This is a genomic window from Chryseobacterium sp. RR2-3-20, assembly GCF_017808115.1.
In the GTDB taxonomy this organism is placed as follows: Bacteria; Bacteroidota; Bacteroidia; order Flavobacteriales; family Weeksellaceae; genus Chryseobacterium; species Chryseobacterium oryzae.
This window is the reverse complement of sequence record NZ_JADQBD010000007.1, coordinates 41,402-59,657: the sequence shown is the minus strand read 5'-3', so window position 1 is coordinate 59,657 and position 18,256 is coordinate 41,402. Positions and strand designations below refer to the sequence as shown.

Annotated in this window: 19 protein-coding genes; 4 read left to right on the top strand and 15 right to left on the bottom strand. The window is 36.0% G+C overall.

The window, feature by feature from the left end:
- Position 1: 1 nt before the first annotated feature.
- The 3 genes from IV513_RS03160 (at position 2) to IV513_RS03150 (ending at position 2,637) form a co-directional block, all read left to right on the top strand.
- Positions 2-442 (top strand): DsrE family protein, encoded by a 441-nt coding sequence (locus IV513_RS03160; protein ID WP_209389063.1) that lies wholly within the window; start codon positions 2-4, stop codon positions 440-442.
- 69 nt (positions 443-511) lie between these two features.
- Positions 512-2,056 carry a bifunctional UDP-sugar hydrolase/5'-nucleotidase gene (locus IV513_RS03155; protein WP_245168843.1) on the top strand — a complete coding sequence of 515 codons (1,545 nt, stop codon included), beginning with the start codon at positions 512-514 and terminating at the stop codon, positions 2,054-2,056.
- 62 nt (positions 2,057-2,118) lie between these two features.
- Positions 2,119-2,637 (top strand): TlpA disulfide reductase family protein, encoded by a 519-nt coding sequence (locus tag IV513_RS03150; RefSeq protein WP_209389061.1) that lies wholly within the window; start codon positions 2,119-2,121, stop codon positions 2,635-2,637.
- Positions 2,638-2,710: 73 nt separating this feature from the next.
- Here the strand turns inward: IV513_RS03150 and trxA are convergent, their stop codons facing one another.
- From trxA to IV513_RS03075, 15 genes are all read right to left on the bottom strand, one after another.
- Positions 2,711-3,004 carry a thioredoxin gene (gene trxA / locus IV513_RS03145; protein WP_209389060.1) on the bottom strand — a complete coding sequence of 98 codons (294 nt, stop codon included), beginning with the start codon at positions 3,002-3,004 and terminating at the stop codon, positions 2,711-2,713.
- A 34-nt stretch (positions 3,005-3,038) separates the two neighbouring features.
- A complete protein-coding gene (locus IV513_RS03140) occupies positions 3,039-3,410 on the bottom strand; it encodes a rhodanese-like domain-containing protein (RefSeq protein ID WP_209389059.1) in 372 nt (123 codons plus the stop codon).
- A gap of 20 nt (positions 3,411-3,430) precedes the next feature.
- Entirely contained in the window at positions 3,431-4,897 is a 1,467-nt protein-coding gene (locus tag IV513_RS03135; protein WP_209389058.1) for a rhodanese-like domain-containing protein, read from the bottom strand.
- A 186-nt stretch (positions 4,898-5,083) separates the two neighbouring features.
- Positions 5,084-5,725: a carboxymuconolactone decarboxylase family protein gene (locus IV513_RS03130; RefSeq protein WP_209389057.1), complete on the bottom strand. Its 642-nt coding sequence runs from the start codon at positions 5,723-5,725 to the stop codon at positions 5,084-5,086.
- 5 nt (positions 5,726-5,730) lie between these two features.
- Positions 5,731-6,423 carry an ABC transporter ATP-binding protein gene (locus IV513_RS03125; RefSeq protein WP_209389056.1) on the bottom strand — a complete coding sequence of 231 codons (693 nt, stop codon included), beginning with the start codon at positions 6,421-6,423 and terminating at the stop codon, positions 5,731-5,733.
- Positions 6,424-6,426: 3 nt separating this feature from the next.
- On the bottom strand, positions 6,427-7,650 hold the full coding sequence (locus IV513_RS03120; RefSeq protein ID WP_209389055.1) for an FtsX-like permease family protein: 1,224 nt from the start codon (positions 7,648-7,650) through the stop codon (positions 6,427-6,429).
- A 4-nt stretch (positions 7,651-7,654) separates the two neighbouring features.
- Positions 7,655-8,746, bottom strand: a complete 1,092-nt coding sequence (locus tag IV513_RS03115) for an efflux RND transporter periplasmic adaptor subunit (protein WP_209389054.1) — start codon at positions 8,744-8,746, stop codon at positions 7,655-7,657.
- A gap of 4 nt (positions 8,747-8,750) precedes the next feature.
- The gene (locus tag IV513_RS03110) at positions 8,751-10,076 is read right to left on the bottom strand and encodes a TolC family protein (RefSeq protein ID WP_209389053.1); all 1,326 of its coding nucleotides are present in this window, start codon (positions 10,074-10,076) and stop codon (positions 8,751-8,753) included.
- Positions 10,077-10,094: 18 nt separating this feature from the next.
- Complete coding sequence (locus IV513_RS03105; RefSeq protein ID WP_209389052.1) at positions 10,095-10,676, bottom strand: TetR/AcrR family transcriptional regulator; 582 nt, start codon at positions 10,674-10,676, stop codon at positions 10,095-10,097.
- A gap of 83 nt (positions 10,677-10,759) precedes the next feature.
- Positions 10,760-11,125 carry a carboxymuconolactone decarboxylase family protein gene (locus tag IV513_RS03100; protein WP_209389051.1) on the bottom strand — a complete coding sequence of 122 codons (366 nt, stop codon included), beginning with the start codon at positions 11,123-11,125 and terminating at the stop codon, positions 10,760-10,762.
- Complete coding sequence (locus tag IV513_RS03095; protein ID WP_209389050.1) at positions 11,125-11,670, bottom strand: DinB family protein; 546 nt, start codon at positions 11,668-11,670, stop codon at positions 11,125-11,127. Before IV513_RS03095 ends, IV513_RS03100 begins: the two co-directional genes overlap by 1 nt.
- A 78-nt stretch (positions 11,671-11,748) precedes the next feature.
- The gene (locus IV513_RS03090) at positions 11,749-12,441 is read right to left on the bottom strand and encodes a class I SAM-dependent methyltransferase (RefSeq protein ID WP_209389049.1); all 693 of its coding nucleotides are present in this window, start codon (positions 12,439-12,441) and stop codon (positions 11,749-11,751) included.
- 6 nt (positions 12,442-12,447) lie between these two features.
- Positions 12,448-13,728, bottom strand: coding sequence for an amino acid permease (locus IV513_RS03085; RefSeq protein ID WP_317196396.1), 1,281 nt, complete (start codon positions 13,726-13,728; stop codon positions 12,448-12,450).
- Between the two features lie 27 nt (positions 13,729-13,755).
- A complete protein-coding gene (locus IV513_RS03080; protein ID WP_209389047.1) occupies positions 13,756-15,816 on the bottom strand; it encodes a TonB-dependent receptor in 2,061 nt (686 codons plus the stop codon).
- A gap of 58 nt (positions 15,817-15,874) precedes the next feature.
- Entirely contained in the window at positions 15,875-16,255 is a 381-nt protein-coding gene (locus tag IV513_RS03075) for a hypothetical protein (RefSeq protein ID WP_209389046.1), read from the bottom strand.
- A gap of 800 nt (positions 16,256-17,055) precedes the next feature.
- Between IV513_RS03075 and IV513_RS03070 the strand changes: the two genes are divergently transcribed.
- On the top strand, positions 17,056-18,252 hold the full coding sequence (locus IV513_RS03070; RefSeq protein WP_209389045.1) for a hypothetical protein: 1,197 nt from the start codon (positions 17,056-17,058) through the stop codon (positions 18,250-18,252).
- The last annotated feature ends 4 nt before the right edge of the window (positions 18,253-18,256 follow it).

Sequence of the window (18,256 nt, the reverse complement as noted above, 5' to 3'; positions counted from 1 at the left end):
AATGAAAAATCAAACTTTAATTACCATTCTATTTATTTTTACTCTACTTGTTCCCGTAAAAACTTACGCACAACATTCAGCCACTCAATCCGTTGAAAATACCATTAAGAAAAAAGGGAAATATGCGATTTTAGTTCAGAATGAACCACATTTCATGGCTTCGGTAATGACTGGAGAAGAATACAAAGCGAAAAGCAAATCCATTCAATTTGAAATTGTCCTAATTGGTTCGATCGTAAAAGATTTAGCCGAGAAAGAAACCCTAAAACCATTCATTGAAAAAGCCAAAAATTCGGAAATCAAAATCGTGGTTTGCAAATTCGCCATGGAAAAACTTGGTGTGAAAAAATCTCAATATCCGTCCTCTGTTTTAACAACACCCAATGGATTTACATACATATTCGGATTGCAGGAATCTGGATTCAAAACCATAACACTTTAAACGATGAGAGTGTTATTTATATTGATTATAGTAGGTCTTATTACCGGTTTTAAAAGTCAAAATACAAAAATGAAGGAAGAAAAAATCACTATTCTGCAAACTGCGGATATTCACGCTTATCTCAATCCACATAACGAACTTTTTGTGGAAAATAATGCCATTGTTTTTCGAAAAGCAGGCGGACTTTCTCACATCAAAACTTTAGTAGACGAAATCCGGAAAGAAAACCAGAATGGAACTCTATTTATAGATGGCGGTGATTTAATTCAGGGAAGCGGAGAAAGTGTTCTTTCTGAAGGAAAAATTTTTCCGCCGATTATCCAGCAAATGAATTATGATTTGCTCATTCCCGGAAATTGGGAAGTAATTTATGGCAAGAAAATAATGTTGGATGTAATGAAAAAATACAAAACCAACGTCATTGTTGCCAATATGTTCGACGAAAAAGATCAGCAACCGATTTTTCCACCGTATTGGATTACCGAAAAAAAAGGAATAAAATTAGGATTTATCGCCTACAACGATCCCGAAGTTCCGATTCGTCAGAATCCGATGTTCAGCGAAGGTCTGGTTTTCACAGAAATCGAATCGAATCTCAAAGCATTAATTCAGGAACTGAAAGAAAATCAAAAAGTGGATATTTTGTTTTTGGTCACGCATATCGGAATTTCCAAACAGGTGCTTTTGTCCAATAATCCGGCTGTAAAAGGTGTGGACTTTATCCTCGGAAATGATACCCACGAAAGAATCCGAAAACCAATTGAAGGAAGATTTGCCAAAGTTGTAGAACCTGGTGCTTTCGGTTCGTTTGTCGGAAGATTAGATTTAATACTAAAAGACAAAAAATTGGAGAATCACTCGTATGAACTGATTGAAGTAAATTCCGAAAAACATCCTGCCAATACAGAATTACAGAAAACTATCGACAAAGAAACAGCACCATTTCAAAAAGAAATGAACCGAATTTTAGGGTATACTTCAACACCAATGTACCGTTATTTGGTAGTGGAAAATCCGATGGACAACATGATTACCGATGCTTTACTTTGGAAATCGGGAGCAGATTTCGCGACGTCCAACGGTTTTCGTTTCGGTGTTCCAATTGTTCCGGATGACAGCGGAAAACAAAAAATCAAAAAAGAAGATTTGTGGCGAATGCTTCCTGTAGACGAACAGATGAAAGTGGGAGAAGTAACAGGACAACAAATTTTGGATTGGCTGGAAAACGAAATCAATAACGTATTTGCCAAAGATCCTGCAAAACGTTTTGGCGGCTGGTTGGTACGATTTTCCGGAATGACTTTGAAATTTGACAGTTCCAGAGACAAAGGAAAACGCTTATTGGAAGTGAAAATTCAAGGAAAACCTTTAGAATTAAATAAAACGTACAAAATGGCATCTTGTAACAGAACCGGAGAACCAATCCACGTTCTTTGCAGAATGCCGAACGCTAAAAATGTAGAAATCAAAGACTATACATTGCACGATGCGGTAGAAGAATATTTGACAAAAAAAGGAACCGTAAATCCAAAATTAGACGGACGATCGATTGCTGTAGATTTGGACATTAATGCATTTTCACAAATGCCGGAAACGGGATATTCTTTCAAATAAAAATTAAATACTTTAAAAACAAAAAATGGTACATTTAAAAAAATATTTTTATCACTATTGGAATGGTTACCAACTTTTTCCTAGTTGGTTTAGCAAGCTGTTCTAATAAAGGGGATGATAAAAAATCACAAAAACCTGAAACCGAAATTTCAGCTTCAACATCGGTAACTGAAAATGTAATCTTTCAGGATGTTCAGGGAAAAACATTTTCTTTAAATGAACTAAAAGGAAAAGTAGTCTTCATTAATTTTTGGGCAACATGGTGTCCTCCTTGTATTCATGAGATGCCTTCTATCAACAAGTTGAAATCGACATTTGATGAAAACGAAAACATCGTCTTTCTTATGGTAGATATGGATCAGAATTTTAAGAAATCTATTCCGTTTATGGAGAAAAACAAATACAACCTTCCGGTGTATATTCCAAAAAGTGAAATTCCCGGTGAGTTGTTTTCCGGTGCACTTCCAACCACGATTATCCTCAATAAAAATGGAGAAATCGAAGCCCGGATTTTAGGCGGTCAAGATTATTCTTCTCCAACCATTGTCAAAACACTAAAGGAATTGACGGAGGAAAAATAAGTTCAAAAAAAAATGTTCTCGCTTTTTGCTGAGAACATTTTTTATTTGAATTATGGATAATCTCGCACTATAATTAAAGATTTTCCTTAATTAATCTTTCCAGTTCATTGGTAGGAAATACTCCTGATTGTTTCCAACGGATTTCTCCATTTTTGAAAATAATGAGTGTAGGTACACTTCGTATCTGGTATTGTGCTGCTACTTGTGGGTTTTGATCGACATCTATTTTAATAATACTTGCAGTATCCCCTACTCGTTGTTTGAGCTCTTCCAAAATCGGAGCCTGCATTTTGCAAGGACCACACCATGTTGCGAAAAAATCGACTAATACCGGTTTGTCCTGATTAATAATTTCTTGAAATTTCATTTATATAAAGCTTTACTTTTGTTATTCTGTACTTTTACTTTTGACTTTGTACCTCCAAAACATTTTTCCATGTTCCACCATCAGTTACATTCTGAAATCCGTTTTGTTCCAATATTTTTTTCGCCTGACTGCTTCTGTTCCCACTTCTGCAGAAAACGACAATATTCTGTTTGTTTTTGAATTTATCCAATTCATTTCCAATGGAACTTAGAGGAATATTCACCGCATTTTTCGCACTCCCTGATGAAAATTCCTGCGGTGTTCTCACATCCACCAGAAAAGCATTCTCTTGAAGAACCGTTTTTAGCTGACCGTTATCTCTCTGACTAAAAAAACCGTTAAATTGCAAGAACAGGAGCAAAATTGCAACACCAATTAATATTCTTACGCTATTTTTTCTATTCATGTGTACATTTGATTTTTTAATTATTGGGCAAGTTCATTCTTCTTTTCTTTCCATTCGTTAATTCCACCAGAATAATTCAGAATGTTTTCAAAACCGTTTTTTACAAGAATGGAATAAGCGATTGCCGCTCTTGTTCCGCTTTGGCAATGGATGATGACAGGTTCTTTTTTATTGATTTTATCAAGATTTTTTTCAAGTATATTCAATGCTATGTTTTCAACACCTTTGATATGACCATTTTTGTATTCGCTTTCGGTACGAACATCAATTTTTTGAATCTTTTTGTTTCCTAAATACGATTTGAAAGTTTCTATATCAATGGTTTTTACATTTTGCAAAGCCAAATTTTGTTCAGACGGATTGGTAATGTAACCATAGATGTTGTCCATCCCGATACGCATCAATTTTCGCATCAAATCTTCGATTTGATTTTCTTCGGCAATCAAAATAATCTGGTTTTGATAATCGACAATCGAACCGGCAAATGTGGAGAATGTTTTCATATTTTCAATCAGAAAACTTCCCGAAATAAATCCTTGACTCGAAACTGCTTTAGGACGGGCATCTATAACGATTAACCCATTTTTAATTGCATTATCTATTTCTTTTTGATTGAGTTCAGCAAGTTTTGGCACTTCAACCAATAGCGGACGATCTGCTTTGTTCAGATGCTTCATTACCGCAAAATATTTTGGTGGAGCTGGTTGGTCTTTCAAAATATAAATTACAAAATCTGCTTCTTTCCCTGAAAATTGCAAAGCCGGATTAGTCAGTTTTTCCTGTTTCAAAGTCGATTGTGGAATATTGCTCAAACTTTTTCCACAGAAAGAACCTGCTCCGTGTCCCTGCCATATTTCGGTATTATCTGGTAATTTCAAAAATTTCTCGATAGAACGGTAGAGTTGTTTTGCTCCAAGCTCCTGCGAACCAATCTGTCCGGCTGCTTTCTCCAATAAATCAGGACGACCGACATCTCCTACAAAAATAAAATCTCCGGTAATGGCTTTGATTGGATTTTCTGTATCGTCTTTAACCAAAAAAGTCAGGCTCTCGGGCGTATGTCCCGGGGTGTGAATGACTTCTATCGTAATACTTCCAACCGAAATCTTATCGCTATTTTTCAGTCCGGTATGTGGAAAATCGTATTGCCAATCTTTTCCGCCTTCATCGGATAAATACAAGGGTGCTTTAGTAACTGCTGCGAGTTCTCTCGAACCACTGAGAAAGTCTGCGTGAATATGTGTTTCGGTAATTTTGGTAATTTTCAAATTATGTTTCTCTGCAATTTGCAAATAGGTATCAATGTCTCTTTTAGGGTCGATAACAATTACTTCTTTAGTTTGTGCATCGCCAATCACATAACTTGCCTGTGATAGCGTTTCGTCATAAATACGTTCAAAAAAAAGACCTTGTGCAAACGAGGAATTCGATAAGAAGAGTAAGGCTACCAACCCAAGGAAACTGCTTTTAAAAAAGATAGATTTCATATATTAACTGCTTTAAAATTTCAATGTTATATAATTATCTACACTAACTTCACATGGATATAGTGTAGTTTTAAATTACCAAAATTAGCAATTCTCATTTGGGCGGTAAGTAACATAGGTTACATAGGGGTGCAGGAATAAAAAATCATTCAAAAAAGCAGTTGTTCCATTGTTTTAATCTTTTACCTATTCTTTGTTGGTCTCAAAATAGATATTCGGTCTTCCAAAAATCCATTTTACGAATGAAACAACCAATGCAATCGGAATTATGAATATAGCGGCTATAATCATTCCGTATTCATACAACAAAGAACTATCTGAATAAGGTTTCCCTTTCTTTCTGGCACGGAGTGCACTCATTGGTAAGCCAATCATATTGCCCATCAGCATCAGTTGAATGGCAGCTAATATAATTCTTGCTTTTTCTTTTCCGTATTCTTTTACAATGGCTTCGTATGTTTCCATTTCGGGCAATCCACGTGTTTCGGCATAATGTTTAGCAAATAGGATGGCTTTCGATTCTTCGGGTTTGACAAAGCTTTTGTCTCCCGTAAGGAAACCCGATATTTCATCGTTATTCATTCTCATTTTTAATGCCATCTGCGTATGGGCGTATGAACATACGGCACAAGAGTTGACCTCAGTTACTGCCAGTTGCAATCTTTCTAAAAATTGCTCATCAATGGTGTTCTGTTTTTTATTTTTGATAAATACTATTGCTGACCTCGGTGCTAATACCAGCGAACGAAATAGTTCCGATAAAGAAACTTTTCTTTTATACGAAGTTTGATTTTCAATGTATTGAGGTATAGATATGTTATTATTCATTGTATTTAATTTTTATGTCCGCCAATGATGTTTCCGTCTTTCATTTCTATGGTTCGGTCACTTTTTTGAGCAAATTCATCATCGTGGGTGACAGCGATAATGGTCTGTCCAAAACTGCGGGTCAGGTCTTTGAAAATATCAAAAACAATGTCTGTATTTTTACTGTCCAAATTACCTGTTGGCTCATCACCCATAATAATCAACGGATCATTAATTAACGCTCTGGCAATGGCAACACGTTGTTGCTGTCCACCCGAAAGTTTATTCGCAGGTTTGAGAGCCTGATCTTCCATACCCAGCATTTTTAACTTTTCATAAGCCCGTTCTTCTATTTCTTTTGGTGAAAACTTACCTAATTTCAGTGCAGGAATCATCACATTTTTCAGACAGGTAAATTCTGACAGCAGGTAATGAAACTGGAATACAAAACCTATTTTTTCGTTTCGGATTGCAGCCAGTTCATCAACCGATTTTCCGGTAATTAATTCATTATCTATCACTAAATTTCCATTATAATCTCTGTCCATAGTGGAAAGGATATAGAGCAAAGTAGATTTACCACTCCCTGACTTCCCGATAAGTGTTAGAAATTCACCTCTCTCTACTTCAAAACCAATATTTTTCAACACCTGAAATTCTACCGGGTCATAAAAATACTTGTCGATATTTTCTGTTTTTAAAACGATATTTTTATCCATGATTTACTTTCTAAAAATGCTGACCGGATCTACTTTTGCTGCTTTACGGGCAGGAATGTATCCGGCAAAAAATGTAATCACTAAGCCCATAACAACTCCCTGAATGAATTTCTGCAGTTCATAATCTACAGGAAAGTATCCTATGTCACCACCGATATATACCTTTTTCAACAAGGTAATCATTAGCAATGCCATCAACATTCCGCCAACTACACCAATCAAGCCAATAGATAATGCCTGCGTTACAAAAATCCGTATCACATCTTTCCCTTTAAAACCAATAGCTTTTAAGATGGCAATGTCATTTATTTTTTGTGAAACGGTCATGTTCAAGATATTGTAAATGCCAAAACCAGCAATGAGCATAATGGCTGTAGAGACAAAATTGATCATAATGAACCGCATTTTGCTGAGTGCCATCAGCGATTCGTTACTCTCTTTCCAATCTTCGGATTTGTATCCGGTTAACTGAGATAACTTTTCGGCAACGGCTGCCACTTGATACGGATCTTTTACATTGACACTGATGTCTGTTACATACACATTGTTTTCTTTGAGCAATTGCTGGGCCGTGTATAGATTAACGTACGATTTGGTGTCGTCTGCAGTTGAATTAAATGATCGAAAAATACCTGCTACACGGAGGTTCTTAGTTACACCTTTTTGTGATGTAAGATTGATATTATCACCAAGTGCCAAGTTCATTTTTTCTGCTATTCCTATACCGATTACGATGCCGTTCGGGTCGGATTTCAGGGTTTCAAATTTGCCTTCAACCATTGATGATGTAATGCTGTACATCATATCTGCTTCGTCTGGCTTTATCCCGATGCTTAATCCACTCACCTGAGTTTTTCCGTTATTATAAAACACGCTTGTGTTGACTTGGGCTGTTACCACAGTTACTTCCTTCTGTTGTTGTACCATTTCTGCAATACCGTTCGGGTTAATGATGGTATTGACTTTGGGTACTACTTTCGGATTGGAAATCAGGTACTCGGCAGCAGTATCACTTACCAGATTTTTGCTGATGACATCATCATTGTACAACCGAATATGTGGCGTATTTTTGAAAATATTTTCGTCAGATGCTTTATCAAAACCAACCAGTAAACTGTTCATGAAAATATAGATTGACATTCCGAGCAATACCCCAAGAACGGCTACAGCAGTCATTTTTTTGCCCGAAAACAGATAGGTTCTGGCTATGTCTGTATTAATATTCATCAGTCTAAAGTTTTATATGTTCCAGAATATCATCTTTGCTGATTCCTTCCAATATTTCTACATATTCGGTAGAAATGATACCTGTTTTTACAACAATGGGTTCGTCTTTTCTTTTTAGCTTTACCTTATTTCCAAAACCCAAATAGCTTCTCGGAATTAATAAAGCATTCTTCTTTTCGCTTGTCAAAATATTAGCTTCCAGTTGTGTGCCGTAAATACTACTTGAAGGTGCTTCATTCAGCAGCACTTTTACAATAAATGATTGTGTTTTTTCATCAAACGCAGCAACTATTTCACTGATTTTGCCTTCGTACACGTTGCTTTTATCTGTGTTAAACTGAATATAAACCAATTGTCCCAATTTTATTTTTCCGATGCTTTTTTCATCTACATTCAATACCACTTCCGGTTTGCTGTCATCAGCAATTGTGGCAACAATATCTCCTTTTTTGACATAATCTCCTGTTGATTTCAGCTTATTGACAATCGTACCATTTTGAGGTATTATCAGTTGATTGTATCGTTCTATCACTTTGCTGTTTTGTAGCTGATTTTTGTTAGAAATTTGCTGTATTTTGGCACGTTGCAACAGTTCTGTTTTTTGCTTTTTTAAGGCATTCAGCTGTGCCAGTGAATTTTTTGTTGCCAGTTGCATATTTTCAAATTCTACCTTGGCTACACTTTGCTTTTGGAACAGGCGTTCATAACGTTCAGCTTGTTGTTTGTCTTGCTCGTATTTGCTTTCTGCATAGCGAATGTTTTGTTCCAGTTGCTGAATGGCAGGCGAATTTTCCGTTAGGTTTTCGTTGGCAATGGTTAATTGTTCCTCTGCCGAATGCGTATTGATACGGTTAGACGGATTGTCGATAACCGCAATGACCTTTCCTGTATTCACTTTGTCTCCCACCTCAAAATTGGCTTCTGTAAGTATGCCATCTGTTTGTGCCGCGAGATGATAGGCATCATCCCAATCGAGCATTCCCGATGCAAAAACTAATTCTTTTATATCTTTTACCACCGGCTGCGCTTCTTCCTTTGAACCACAGGATTGTAGTGTAACGAATAGTACAATGGTAACGAACAACTTTATTTTCATATGTTTAAAACTTATTATTGATGATAATTTTATTTTCACTAAATCCAATGCCTGCCAAAGCTGTAATAACATTTAGCTGGCTCAGCAGCATATCAGTTTGTGCAGTAAGTAATTTGTCTAAGGGCAGAATATTTTCCTGATACTGATCGAAGTATTTCTGATAAGTATCTTCTTTCAGGGTTTGAATTTTCTTAAAGTTTTCGAGCTGTGAAGATGTTTTTTCGTACTCCACCAACAAATTGCTATTGCGGGTTTCGTTTTCACGCAAAAAGTGAATACGATCATTTTCGGCCATTTGCCATTGCATTTTTTTCTCTTTCACCGCCGAATATTTTGAAACGGTAGTAGGTAAATCCCAACTCAAACGAAGACCAACATAATTATATCTAATCCAATTGGAATTAGGATGAAAAAAGGACTCATTACTCAAGTTTTGCCAATTAAAGGAAGATACAAATCCCAAAACGGGTAACTGTTGTTTTTGTGCCGCTTTCCATTCCTGTTCTGCCACTTTTTCTCTCAGCTGATAATGGTTTACCCATAAATTGTTGTTTGCTTCTGTCAATATTTGTTTATGATCAAAATCTCGAATGTTTTGATTTAAAATGGGATTGACTTCATTCTCAAAAAACAAAGCAAGGTTTTGCTGTTGGATTTGGATATTAAATTGCAATTGCGAAAGCTGATCCTGTAATCGAATAAGGTTCACTTCGGCTTCGTTTACATCTTGTTTGCGTACAAGTCCTTCTTCAAATCTGTTGTTTACGATGGTTAAAATTTGTTTTGCAATGACGATATTCTGCTCTACTATTTGTTGCTGTCCCTGAAACGATAAGATATTAAAGTAAATGCCGTTCAACTGGTCATAAATAGTCCATTCGTTTATTTTTTGCTGATTGGCTACCAGTTCCTGATTGGTTTTAGCAAGTTTTATACGGCTTATATTTCCAAGGTTAATAATATCGAACTGCGGTTGTATGCTGAATGTGCTGACATATTGTAAACCCATTGTGATTTCGCGAAAAGCACCTGGCAAACCGCCGAAAACTTCAGCAGGAATATAATTGGTTTGCAAATTCATATTATCAATAACCTGAGCCGATACCGGAATTCTCGGATTAAAGGCATTTCCAACTGCGGTTTTTCTGGTCAGCTCTGCTAAATTTTGCTGGATGATGTCATTTCTGAAACTGACTTTTTTCTCCTTTGCAAAGGCAAGTACTTCGTCCAGCGTGTGAAATTCTTTCTTCTCCTGCGACCATACCATAAAAGGCAAGAAAAGGATGACTATTAGTAATTTATGCTTGTGAATATTCACTAACTTTTTCATTCAAAAAAATATTATAAATTAGACCTTTATTAAAGCTAAAATGCTATTCATTGTTTTTTGTCCCTGAACCTCAATATCAAATTCAAAAGAAGCCAATTTCCACTTCAGCATTTGCAGCCGAAACGTACCCATAACGATATGCACGAGTTCTTCTGAAGCTATTACTGTTCTAAAAACACCTGTCTCTTGTCCTCCCTTTATCAGGGAATTGAAACGGATGAAATTAGTTTGTAATAATTGCTGTATGGCATTTTTTACCTCATCAGAATTATCAATCAACCCGTCTGATAAAACAATATTGATGAAACACGGATTTTGCTTGAAATACGAAAACTGACTTTTAAAAAGTGCTTTAAACTTTTCTTCCGGTGATTGTTTTGTATTGATAATAGTATCAAAACGCTGGGTAATATTTTCTGATAAATAGGCAATTAGTAGTGTTATGATTGCCTCTTTATTTTTGAAATGACGATACAAAGCACTTTCTGAAAAATGCATTTCCCGCGCCAAATTTTTAGTTGTAAGCCCTGCAATGCCACTTTCCATCAATATTTTACCTGATGCCTTTATGATTTCCAGCTGTCTTTCAGACAAATCCATTTAATCCAAACTATTTTAAAAATGTAAAAGTAGTTTAACTCATTAAGCTACACTGTAACATAGGTTACACAAATAAAAAAATTTTAAGCCAGGTTTTCAATTGCTTCAAATACGCAATCTACTGCCATGCTAAATGCAGGCATTCCACCTGTAATGGCTGCGGTTTCGCAAACTCCAAAAAGTTCTTTTACGGTAGCTCCGGCTTTTAAGGCTCCTTTAGCGTGCAATTTTGCAGGTTCTTTGTGCATACCGCCAATCAATAGAGCAAAATGAACCAATTGCTGGGTTTTCTTGTCCAACGGATTGTTGTAAATGAGTTGTTCTCGGTATTTTTCGATGATTTCTATGGCATCTGTTTCGTCTGAAAGTGCTGCCAATTTTAACCTTTTTTCGATGTTTTCCGGAACGAAACCCAGCAGTTCTTCGTACTTTTTTCTAATGTTTTCCATTAGCCTATTAAGGTTGAAGTGTTGGGCCATTCCATATATTCAGCCGGATAAATTCCGTTTTGACGCATCAGCATATCCACCTGTCCTAAATGATACGAATGATGCCCAAACGTAATCCACAGAAATGCCATTACCGTGTATTTCCGTCCCATAAAGGAAACGGTTTTATTCAAATCTTTTTCGGTATAGCTTTTTAGGATTTCAAATCCTTTGGCAAAAACGTCTTTGTATTTTTCGACCAGTTCTTGTCCGTCTGCAATGTTTTCCAATAAAGAAGCGTTATCTGGTTTTGGAATTGCCAGTCCGTTTTCTCCTTCCTTCATCGCTTGAAACCAATGAATTTCTGCCAATACAAAATGACGGATTAATCCACCTATATTAATCGTATTGACACGGGTTCCGAGATACATCACTTCGTTATCAATTGGTGTACTGTTAAATACTTCATCTGGAACATCTTTCAGTAATTCCAGAGTTTGAAGATAAAGTTGTTCGTGAATATTCAAGAAGCGATTGAACTCCTGTATTGTTGCCTTATTTTCCATTTTTCTTACATTTTAAACTGTTGTAAAATTATGCCGTAACAGGATTTTACACAGTAACCATTGTTACAGAAAGGAGATTTATTTCGCTTCAATAATAAATTGATATGGCAGTAAATCTACATTCACCTCGAAAGAAGTATAACCTGCTTTTTTCAATTCAGCAATTACTTCATCGATAGACACTTTATGGTCGGTTGGCGGACCCACCGGAACATCTGTTTTGAAGAAATCAATCACGACCAATTCTCCATTGTTTTTCAAACCTTTTTTTACTTTTGCAAAATACTCGGCTCGATTGTCAATATGGTGATATGTATTTACGATTAACACCATATCCACTTCATTGTCTTTCAAATCAGGACTGTCAAAAGGTATTTTGCGAAGAGTGATATTCTCGATTTTGTTGTCTTCAATACGTTTTTTTAGGAAAGTCTGAAACTCATCATTTACATCGGCTGCAATTACATTTGCTCCGTGTTTGGCAAGTTTCACAGAAAAATATCCCGTTCCCGCACCAATGTCCATAATGGCTTTTCCATTGATGTCGCCTAAGTATTGCATCACCTTGTGCGGTTGCTGGTATTCGTCACGTTCTTTGGATTCGAAACGGTTAATCAAATCATCCGTAGAAGATTTGTGCATATATTCATTTGCAGAGTGTGCAGGTTTTCCGTCTCCGTGACCGTGATGCTTTTTGTTTTGATGTTCCTGTGCCATAATTGTACTGGTTGAGGCAATCGCAAGGATTGCGGTAATAATTTGTTTTTTCATTTTATATTAATAATTAGACTTTTTTAATTTTTTACTCCAGAAATAAGTCCCTGTTCCAATGAGTAAATTGCTCATTCCTAATATTGTTTCAAACGGATTATTGATAAACGCGTAGGTAATCATCCATACAGATAAAAGAATAAACACAATTTGAAACAGCGGAAATAATGGACTTTTGAAACCTTTTATTTGTTGATTTTGCTTTTGCTTTCGCAATTTGAATACACCTAAAACCGTCATTAAAGAAGAAGCCGTGAGCAATATTCCGCAATAAATCATAATCTGTTCAAAGGTTCCGGTAAGCAACAATAATGCACTGATGCCAAACTGCAACCACAAAGCTCTTTTAGGAATGCCGTTTTCCTGTGTTTGAAAGTACGACCAAAGACGATGTTCTTTTGCAATGCTTAATGTTACTCTCGGCCCAACCCAACCCATAGCACTAATGCCTGAGATTAACAGTAATGAAATAGCCAACCCAAAAAAATTTCCTACTTTTTCTCCCAACATTTGCTTTGTAGCAATGGTGCCTACGTCCAACTGTCCGGCTAAATTCTCAACCGGAACGTGCTTCAGAAAAACGTATTGCAATAAGGTGTATAAAACCGTTACCAAAACCGTTCCTCCAATAAGTGCTTTGGGTAAAGATTTTAAAGGATTTTCAAATTCTTCGGTAATATAAGCTGCCGCATTCCAGCCCGAGTAGGAATAGCTTACATAAATCAGTGCTATGGCAAAAGCTGTTGACGTTAATTCGGTAAAATATCCTTTTGAAGTCATAATTTCATTACCCGAATGCTCCGGCAAAATCAAACCAACACCAATAATTATGACAATCAAAATTACCTTGAGCAAAGTACTGATGTTCTGAAACTCAGCACTCAGTTTCAAACTTCGGGTATGGATTAATGTGATGACAGCGACCAAGGAAATACTCATCCATTTGACATTGAAATTCCCAAATGGAAAATACTCCGAAAAAGCAATCGCAGCTAAAGCAATCGGTGCCGCAAAACCAACGGTAAGCGAAATCCATCCCGAAAGATATCCGATTAAAGGATTGTAAATTTTGGACAAGAAAGCATATTCTCCTCCTGATTTTGAAATAACCGTTCCTACTTCAGCATAACTGAACGCTCCCGAAAGAGCCAAAATACCGCCTAAAACCCAAAGAGTAAGTACAACCGAAGGATCATTCAAGTCTTTGAGTTGAAACCCTAAACTGGTAAATGCACCTGTGCCGATCATATTGGCAACAACAATGGCAATTCCTGTTAGCGTGGTGATTTTATGTTTGGATTTTGGCTGTATACATTAAAATTTATATTGCATGAAAACCGTAAAATTTCTACCTGCTTCATTAATCGGAACGCTGGCAAAACCTTCCTGATTTCGGAATGCAAAATTCAAGTGGTTGTGATATGTCTTATCAAAAATATTTAGCCCGGCTATTCCGATACTTAGTTTTTCAACAGGTTTATAACCTAACCGCACATCCATAGTCTGATAACCTCCTGTTCTGATTTCTCCGAATGAATATGCCAACTCATTTTGGGTTGCAACAATATTGTACTGAATATTTCCCCAGAATTTTTCTTTTTCTATTCCTGTAGAAATACGAGCTGTGAAGGGAGGAATTAACGGTAAAGATTCATCAAAATCCTTATTTCTGGTATAGATATAAGACAAATCTGTTTTTAAGAAATAGTACTTTCCGAAATCCAATTTTGCAGAAGCATCAATACCTGTTTTATAAGCATCTTTTATATTTGTAAATACTTTTGCATCAGATGCTATATCAGGCTCAATCACTGCTGAAATATAATTTTTCAAAAAGCCATAATACACAGATCCCTCAAAACGAATGGTATTGAAAAAGCCACTTAGGTTTTCATAACCGCTTAATCCAATTTCAAACTGATTATTTATTTCAGCTTTCAAATCAGGATTTCCGGTATAAGTATAGCTATCCTGTCCTACATTGAACTGGTTGATGTATCGCTCGATCATATTGGCAGAACGCACACCACGACCATAAGCAAATTCTAAAAACAGGCGGTCTGAAAATGCCTTTTTCAACGAAATGGTTCCGCTTAGATTATGCTCTGTTCTTTTATCCAAATCATACAATGCGGAAAAATCTGCTTCCGGTTTACGAATGTCTGAAATGACCATATCGTAACGTAATCCAGCGGATAAAATATAGGAAGGCAGAAAGTTCCACTTAGCTTCCGTATAAGCTCCTATATCGTCAATATACGAATCCTGCCATATAGAATTTATTCTTGTAATAGGGTTAGGCAATGGATTACCGTTCTGCATCTTTATCAGTCTTGTTCGGTCTCCATCTCTACCAATGTGCAGATAGTCCACTCCGCTAAAAAAATGAAGTTTATCGGACGTTTTCCATTCGAATTCTGCTTTTGCTCCGATGGTTGTAGAATTTACATCGGCTGCTGCTTCTGTCGCTTTTGCCGTAGTACGGTTATAATTCGTCATCAGATGATCTACATAACTGTAGTAGGTTTTTACTTGCAGACTTTTCAGATTTTTCCCAACATTATCCCATTTGTAATCCAATGAAGCAATGCTGCTGTTGTCATATTCGGTATCCATAGGAAGACCTGCGTGGAGCAAATCTCGTCCGAAAGCCTGTCTCCAGGATGCTTGAATACGCTGATTCGGATTGATATTATAGCCTAATTTCAAACCATAGTCAGTACTTCTGAATGAGGACGGAATTTCAATGCCGTCACCATCCTTGTAATTACCATAATCTCTGTAACCGAAATTTCCAGCTACGTCAAATTTTTGTGTTACATACTGTAGTTGAGCCATTCCTACATAGGCACTTCCATTGGTTTCGTAGCCTGAAGCCACCGAACCGTGAAAGCCGTGTTCTCCTTTTGATGGATTGCGTGTGATCAGATTGACGATGCCTCCAAAATTTGCACCGTACCGCACACTATAGGGGCCTTTAATGATTTCTATTTTCTCAATTTCTTCAGGTGAAATGTGAGAGGTAATCGGATCCATACGATTGGGACAAGCGTGCATCACTTTCAGTCCACCATCGTATTGAATGTTCAATTGCTCATATTGTGCACCACGAAATGTGGGATCCATTGCGTAATTTCCTCTCTTTATCAAGGAAAATCCATTGATGTCACTAAATAAACCCGCTACATTTTTAGGTTGGACTATTTTTTCGTCATAGTTGTTGGAAACCTTGCTGAATGTGGGGTTTTCCAATCTGTAACCTGTAACTATGATTTCATTGAGAATTGTTGTTTTTATCGTATCCTCTTTTTGTTCGCTTTGAGCAACTGCCATAATAGGCACAGCACACAGCGAAACCAATAATATTGATTTCATTTTTTAAAATTTGATGAATGATAAATGTGTCCCGAATATTATTCGGAATTTTGAACAATCAGATCATCAAATTTTGTGGAGGTTGTTTCTCTTTATGAAAAAACAGAAAAGAATATTGGGAAGCGTATTCCGTCAAGTTTTTTTTCATTACATATTCAAAATATGTAAAATGAATGGATAGTTCTTCAGCAGGAATAAAATCAAGGAAACTGATAGATGTAATCTGCTCAGGAATTTTCCCTTGTTTTTCGGACGACTCTTCTGTAACTTTATTTAAGCTACACTTTCCGTTACATTGTAATTCGGGTTTCTCCTGATTTTTACAAAAAAATTCTATATACCTGTCGGTGTCTAGTAAATAAAAGGCATAATGAAACTGTGCATAGAATATTCTAAACACTAAAGCAAAAAGGAATATGTACAAGATTGCTTTCTTCAAAGAAAATCATTTGAAATACTTACTGCAACAAAGTTACTTCTATAGAATGATTTTTATTGTAACCAATGTTACATAAGAATATCTGGAATAAAAATATTTTCCCTGTACAAAACAAATGCAACCTATTCTCAAACCTGTATACTACAGATACAAATAAATCCACAACCTGCGTAAAATAAGTACAAGTAAAAAATGTTTTAAATGTATGAAATAACTACAATTATTCTCAAAACCTGAGTAGTGTAAACACTTAAATATCTACGACCTGCGTAAAATGATTACAGCTGATTTTAGAACCTGCGTAAAACAACTCCACCCTAACCGAAACCTGCGTAAAAAAGATATAGGTTCAAAAAGCAGTTTTTGCATTATTTTTTGTTTCTAAAGCAAAACATCTGAATTATCGCTTAACATTCCTAAATTCAATATTCCAAACAAATTTTTAGAATTCTAAAAATTAGGCGACATTTTATAGCAAGATGTGTCTTTGTGCCCACAAACTTTTCAAGTTATAGGAACTAAGACGATCTTGCTTTTTTTGTAAAAAAGAGAAAAAACTGCGGAACTTGTTTTTTTTGTAGGGTACTGAAATTAATAAAAGAGGTTACCCATTTCAGCAGCAATTTTCAATTATAATTTCAAGATTTTTCCCCCAATAACCCAGAATCATCCAAATTAGATTTTAGAATTACAAATTGAATAGTTTTTAATCCAAAATACGATTAAGTAAACCACAGATTCGTAATTATAGTGATAAATATTTATCAAAGTGTCAATTTTGCATCATAATTATTAATCACATGAAGAGATTTTTCACTGCCTTATCACTTATTTTCAATATTGTTATTTTCTCACAAGTTGGAATTAATACGACCGAACCAAAAGCAACTTTGGATGTTATGGTCAATATCACAGATGCTTCAAAAGCAGATGGGATTATTGCTCCACGATTAAAAGGTTCTGATTTAAAACTTAAAGATGCATTATATAATGACGACCAAAAAGGAACAATCGTTTTTGTAACAGAACCTTTACTTTTCTCTGAAACTTCATTCAAAACAGCCAATGTTGTTGAAAACGGATATTACTATTTCGATGGATTAATTTGGAAGTCTTTTGAAGATGACACTCTTGAAGATGTTGTGAAAAGGGGAAATTATTCACCTCGATACATTTCGTTCATTGGAAATACAGCCTCTCCGTCTCGAGATGGCGCTTTGGGAATGAATGAAAATACTTATTCGATGTATTTTGGAAATATGAATCCCAACCAAACCGGAAATTATAATATTGGTTTCGGGTACAATGCATTTGAAAAAATTACCACTTCAGCCTATTCAACAGCAGTCGGATCATTTGCTGGTGGGAAAACAACCACTGGAAATGCAAACAGTTTTTTCGGTGACGAAGCTGGAGCAAATAATACCACTGGTCACAAAAATTCAATATTCGGGATGGCTGCGGCTTATCACAATAGCATCGGAAGCTACAATTCCATATTTGGGTATAAGGCAGGTCAATTTCGAAATCTTGGCAACTATAATGTCCTTATCGGAAATAATGCTGGTTCCTCAAACGGCAATGCTCCTGTAACAACTCTCGGAAGTAATAATATTTTAATTGGCAGTGGAGCTGGGTTTTCCGATAGTAATATCAGCAACAAACTCATCATTCATTCAAATAATACGCTTACAATGGCGGATTACAATTCGATGACCAATGAAGGTGTTTTCAGTGATCCAAGCCGAAGTTCATTAGCAAATGCTTTGGTAACTGGTGATTTTATTGAAAGATGGTTTAGGTTAAATGGAAAATTGATTATTAATCCTTCCTATTTAGAAAATGGAAATGCGTTCACCAAAATAATTGTTGCTAAACCAGATGGCACATTTGGATGGGAAGATAAAACGAATACACCACCAATTCCAACACCTCCAGCAAATGGAAATTATATTCTAAAAACAGTGAACGGTACAATGCAATGGATGGCTGAATAATAAA

Coding starts and splice junctions, on each gene's coding strand:
- IV513_RS03160 (WP_209389063.1), top strand. CDS start 2: ATGAAAAATCAAACTTTAATTACCATTCTATTTATTTTTACTCTACTT.
- IV513_RS03155 (WP_245168843.1), top strand. CDS start 512: ATGAAGGAAGAAAAAATCACTATTCTGCAAACTGCGGATATTCACGCT.
- IV513_RS03150 (WP_209389061.1), top strand. CDS start 2,119: ATGGTTACCAACTTTTTCCTAGTTGGTTTAGCAAGCTGTTCTAATAAA.
- trxA (WP_209389060.1), bottom strand. CDS start 3,004: ATGAAATTTCAAGAAATTATTAATCAGGACAAACCGGTATTAGTCGAT.
- IV513_RS03140 (WP_209389059.1), bottom strand. CDS start 3,410: ATGAATAGAAAAAATAGCGTAAGAATATTAATTGGTGTTGCAATTTTG.
- IV513_RS03135 (WP_209389058.1), bottom strand. CDS start 4,897: ATGAAATCTATCTTTTTTAAAAGCAGTTTCCTTGGGTTGGTAGCCTTA.
- IV513_RS03130 (WP_209389057.1), bottom strand. CDS start 5,725: ATGAATAATAACATATCTATACCTCAATACATTGAAAATCAAACTTCG.
- IV513_RS03125 (WP_209389056.1), bottom strand. CDS start 6,423: ATGGATAAAAATATCGTTTTAAAAACAGAAAATATCGACAAGTATTTT.
- IV513_RS03120 (WP_209389055.1), bottom strand. CDS start 7,650: ATGAATATTAATACAGACATAGCCAGAACCTATCTGTTTTCGGGCAAA.
- IV513_RS03115 (WP_209389054.1), bottom strand. CDS start 8,746: ATGAAAATAAAGTTGTTCGTTACCATTGTACTATTCGTTACACTACAA.
- IV513_RS03110 (WP_209389053.1), bottom strand. CDS start 10,076: ATGAAAAAGTTAGTGAATATTCACAAGCATAAATTACTAATAGTCATC.
- IV513_RS03105 (WP_209389052.1), bottom strand. CDS start 10,676: ATGGATTTGTCTGAAAGACAGCTGGAAATCATAAAGGCATCAGGTAAA.
- IV513_RS03100 (WP_209389051.1), bottom strand. CDS start 11,125: ATGGAAAACATTAGAAAAAAGTACGAAGAACTGCTGGGTTTCGTTCCG.
- IV513_RS03095 (WP_209389050.1), bottom strand. CDS start 11,670: ATGGAAAATAAGGCAACAATACAGGAGTTCAATCGCTTCTTGAATATT.
- IV513_RS03090 (WP_209389049.1), bottom strand. CDS start 12,441: ATGAAAAAACAAATTATTACCGCAATCCTTGCGATTGCCTCAACCAGT.
- IV513_RS03080 (WP_209389047.1), bottom strand. CDS start 15,816: ATGAAATCAATATTATTGGTTTCGCTGTGTGCTGTGCCTATTATGGCA.
- IV513_RS03070 (WP_209389045.1), top strand. CDS start 17,056: ATGAAGAGATTTTTCACTGCCTTATCACTTATTTTCAATATTGTTATT.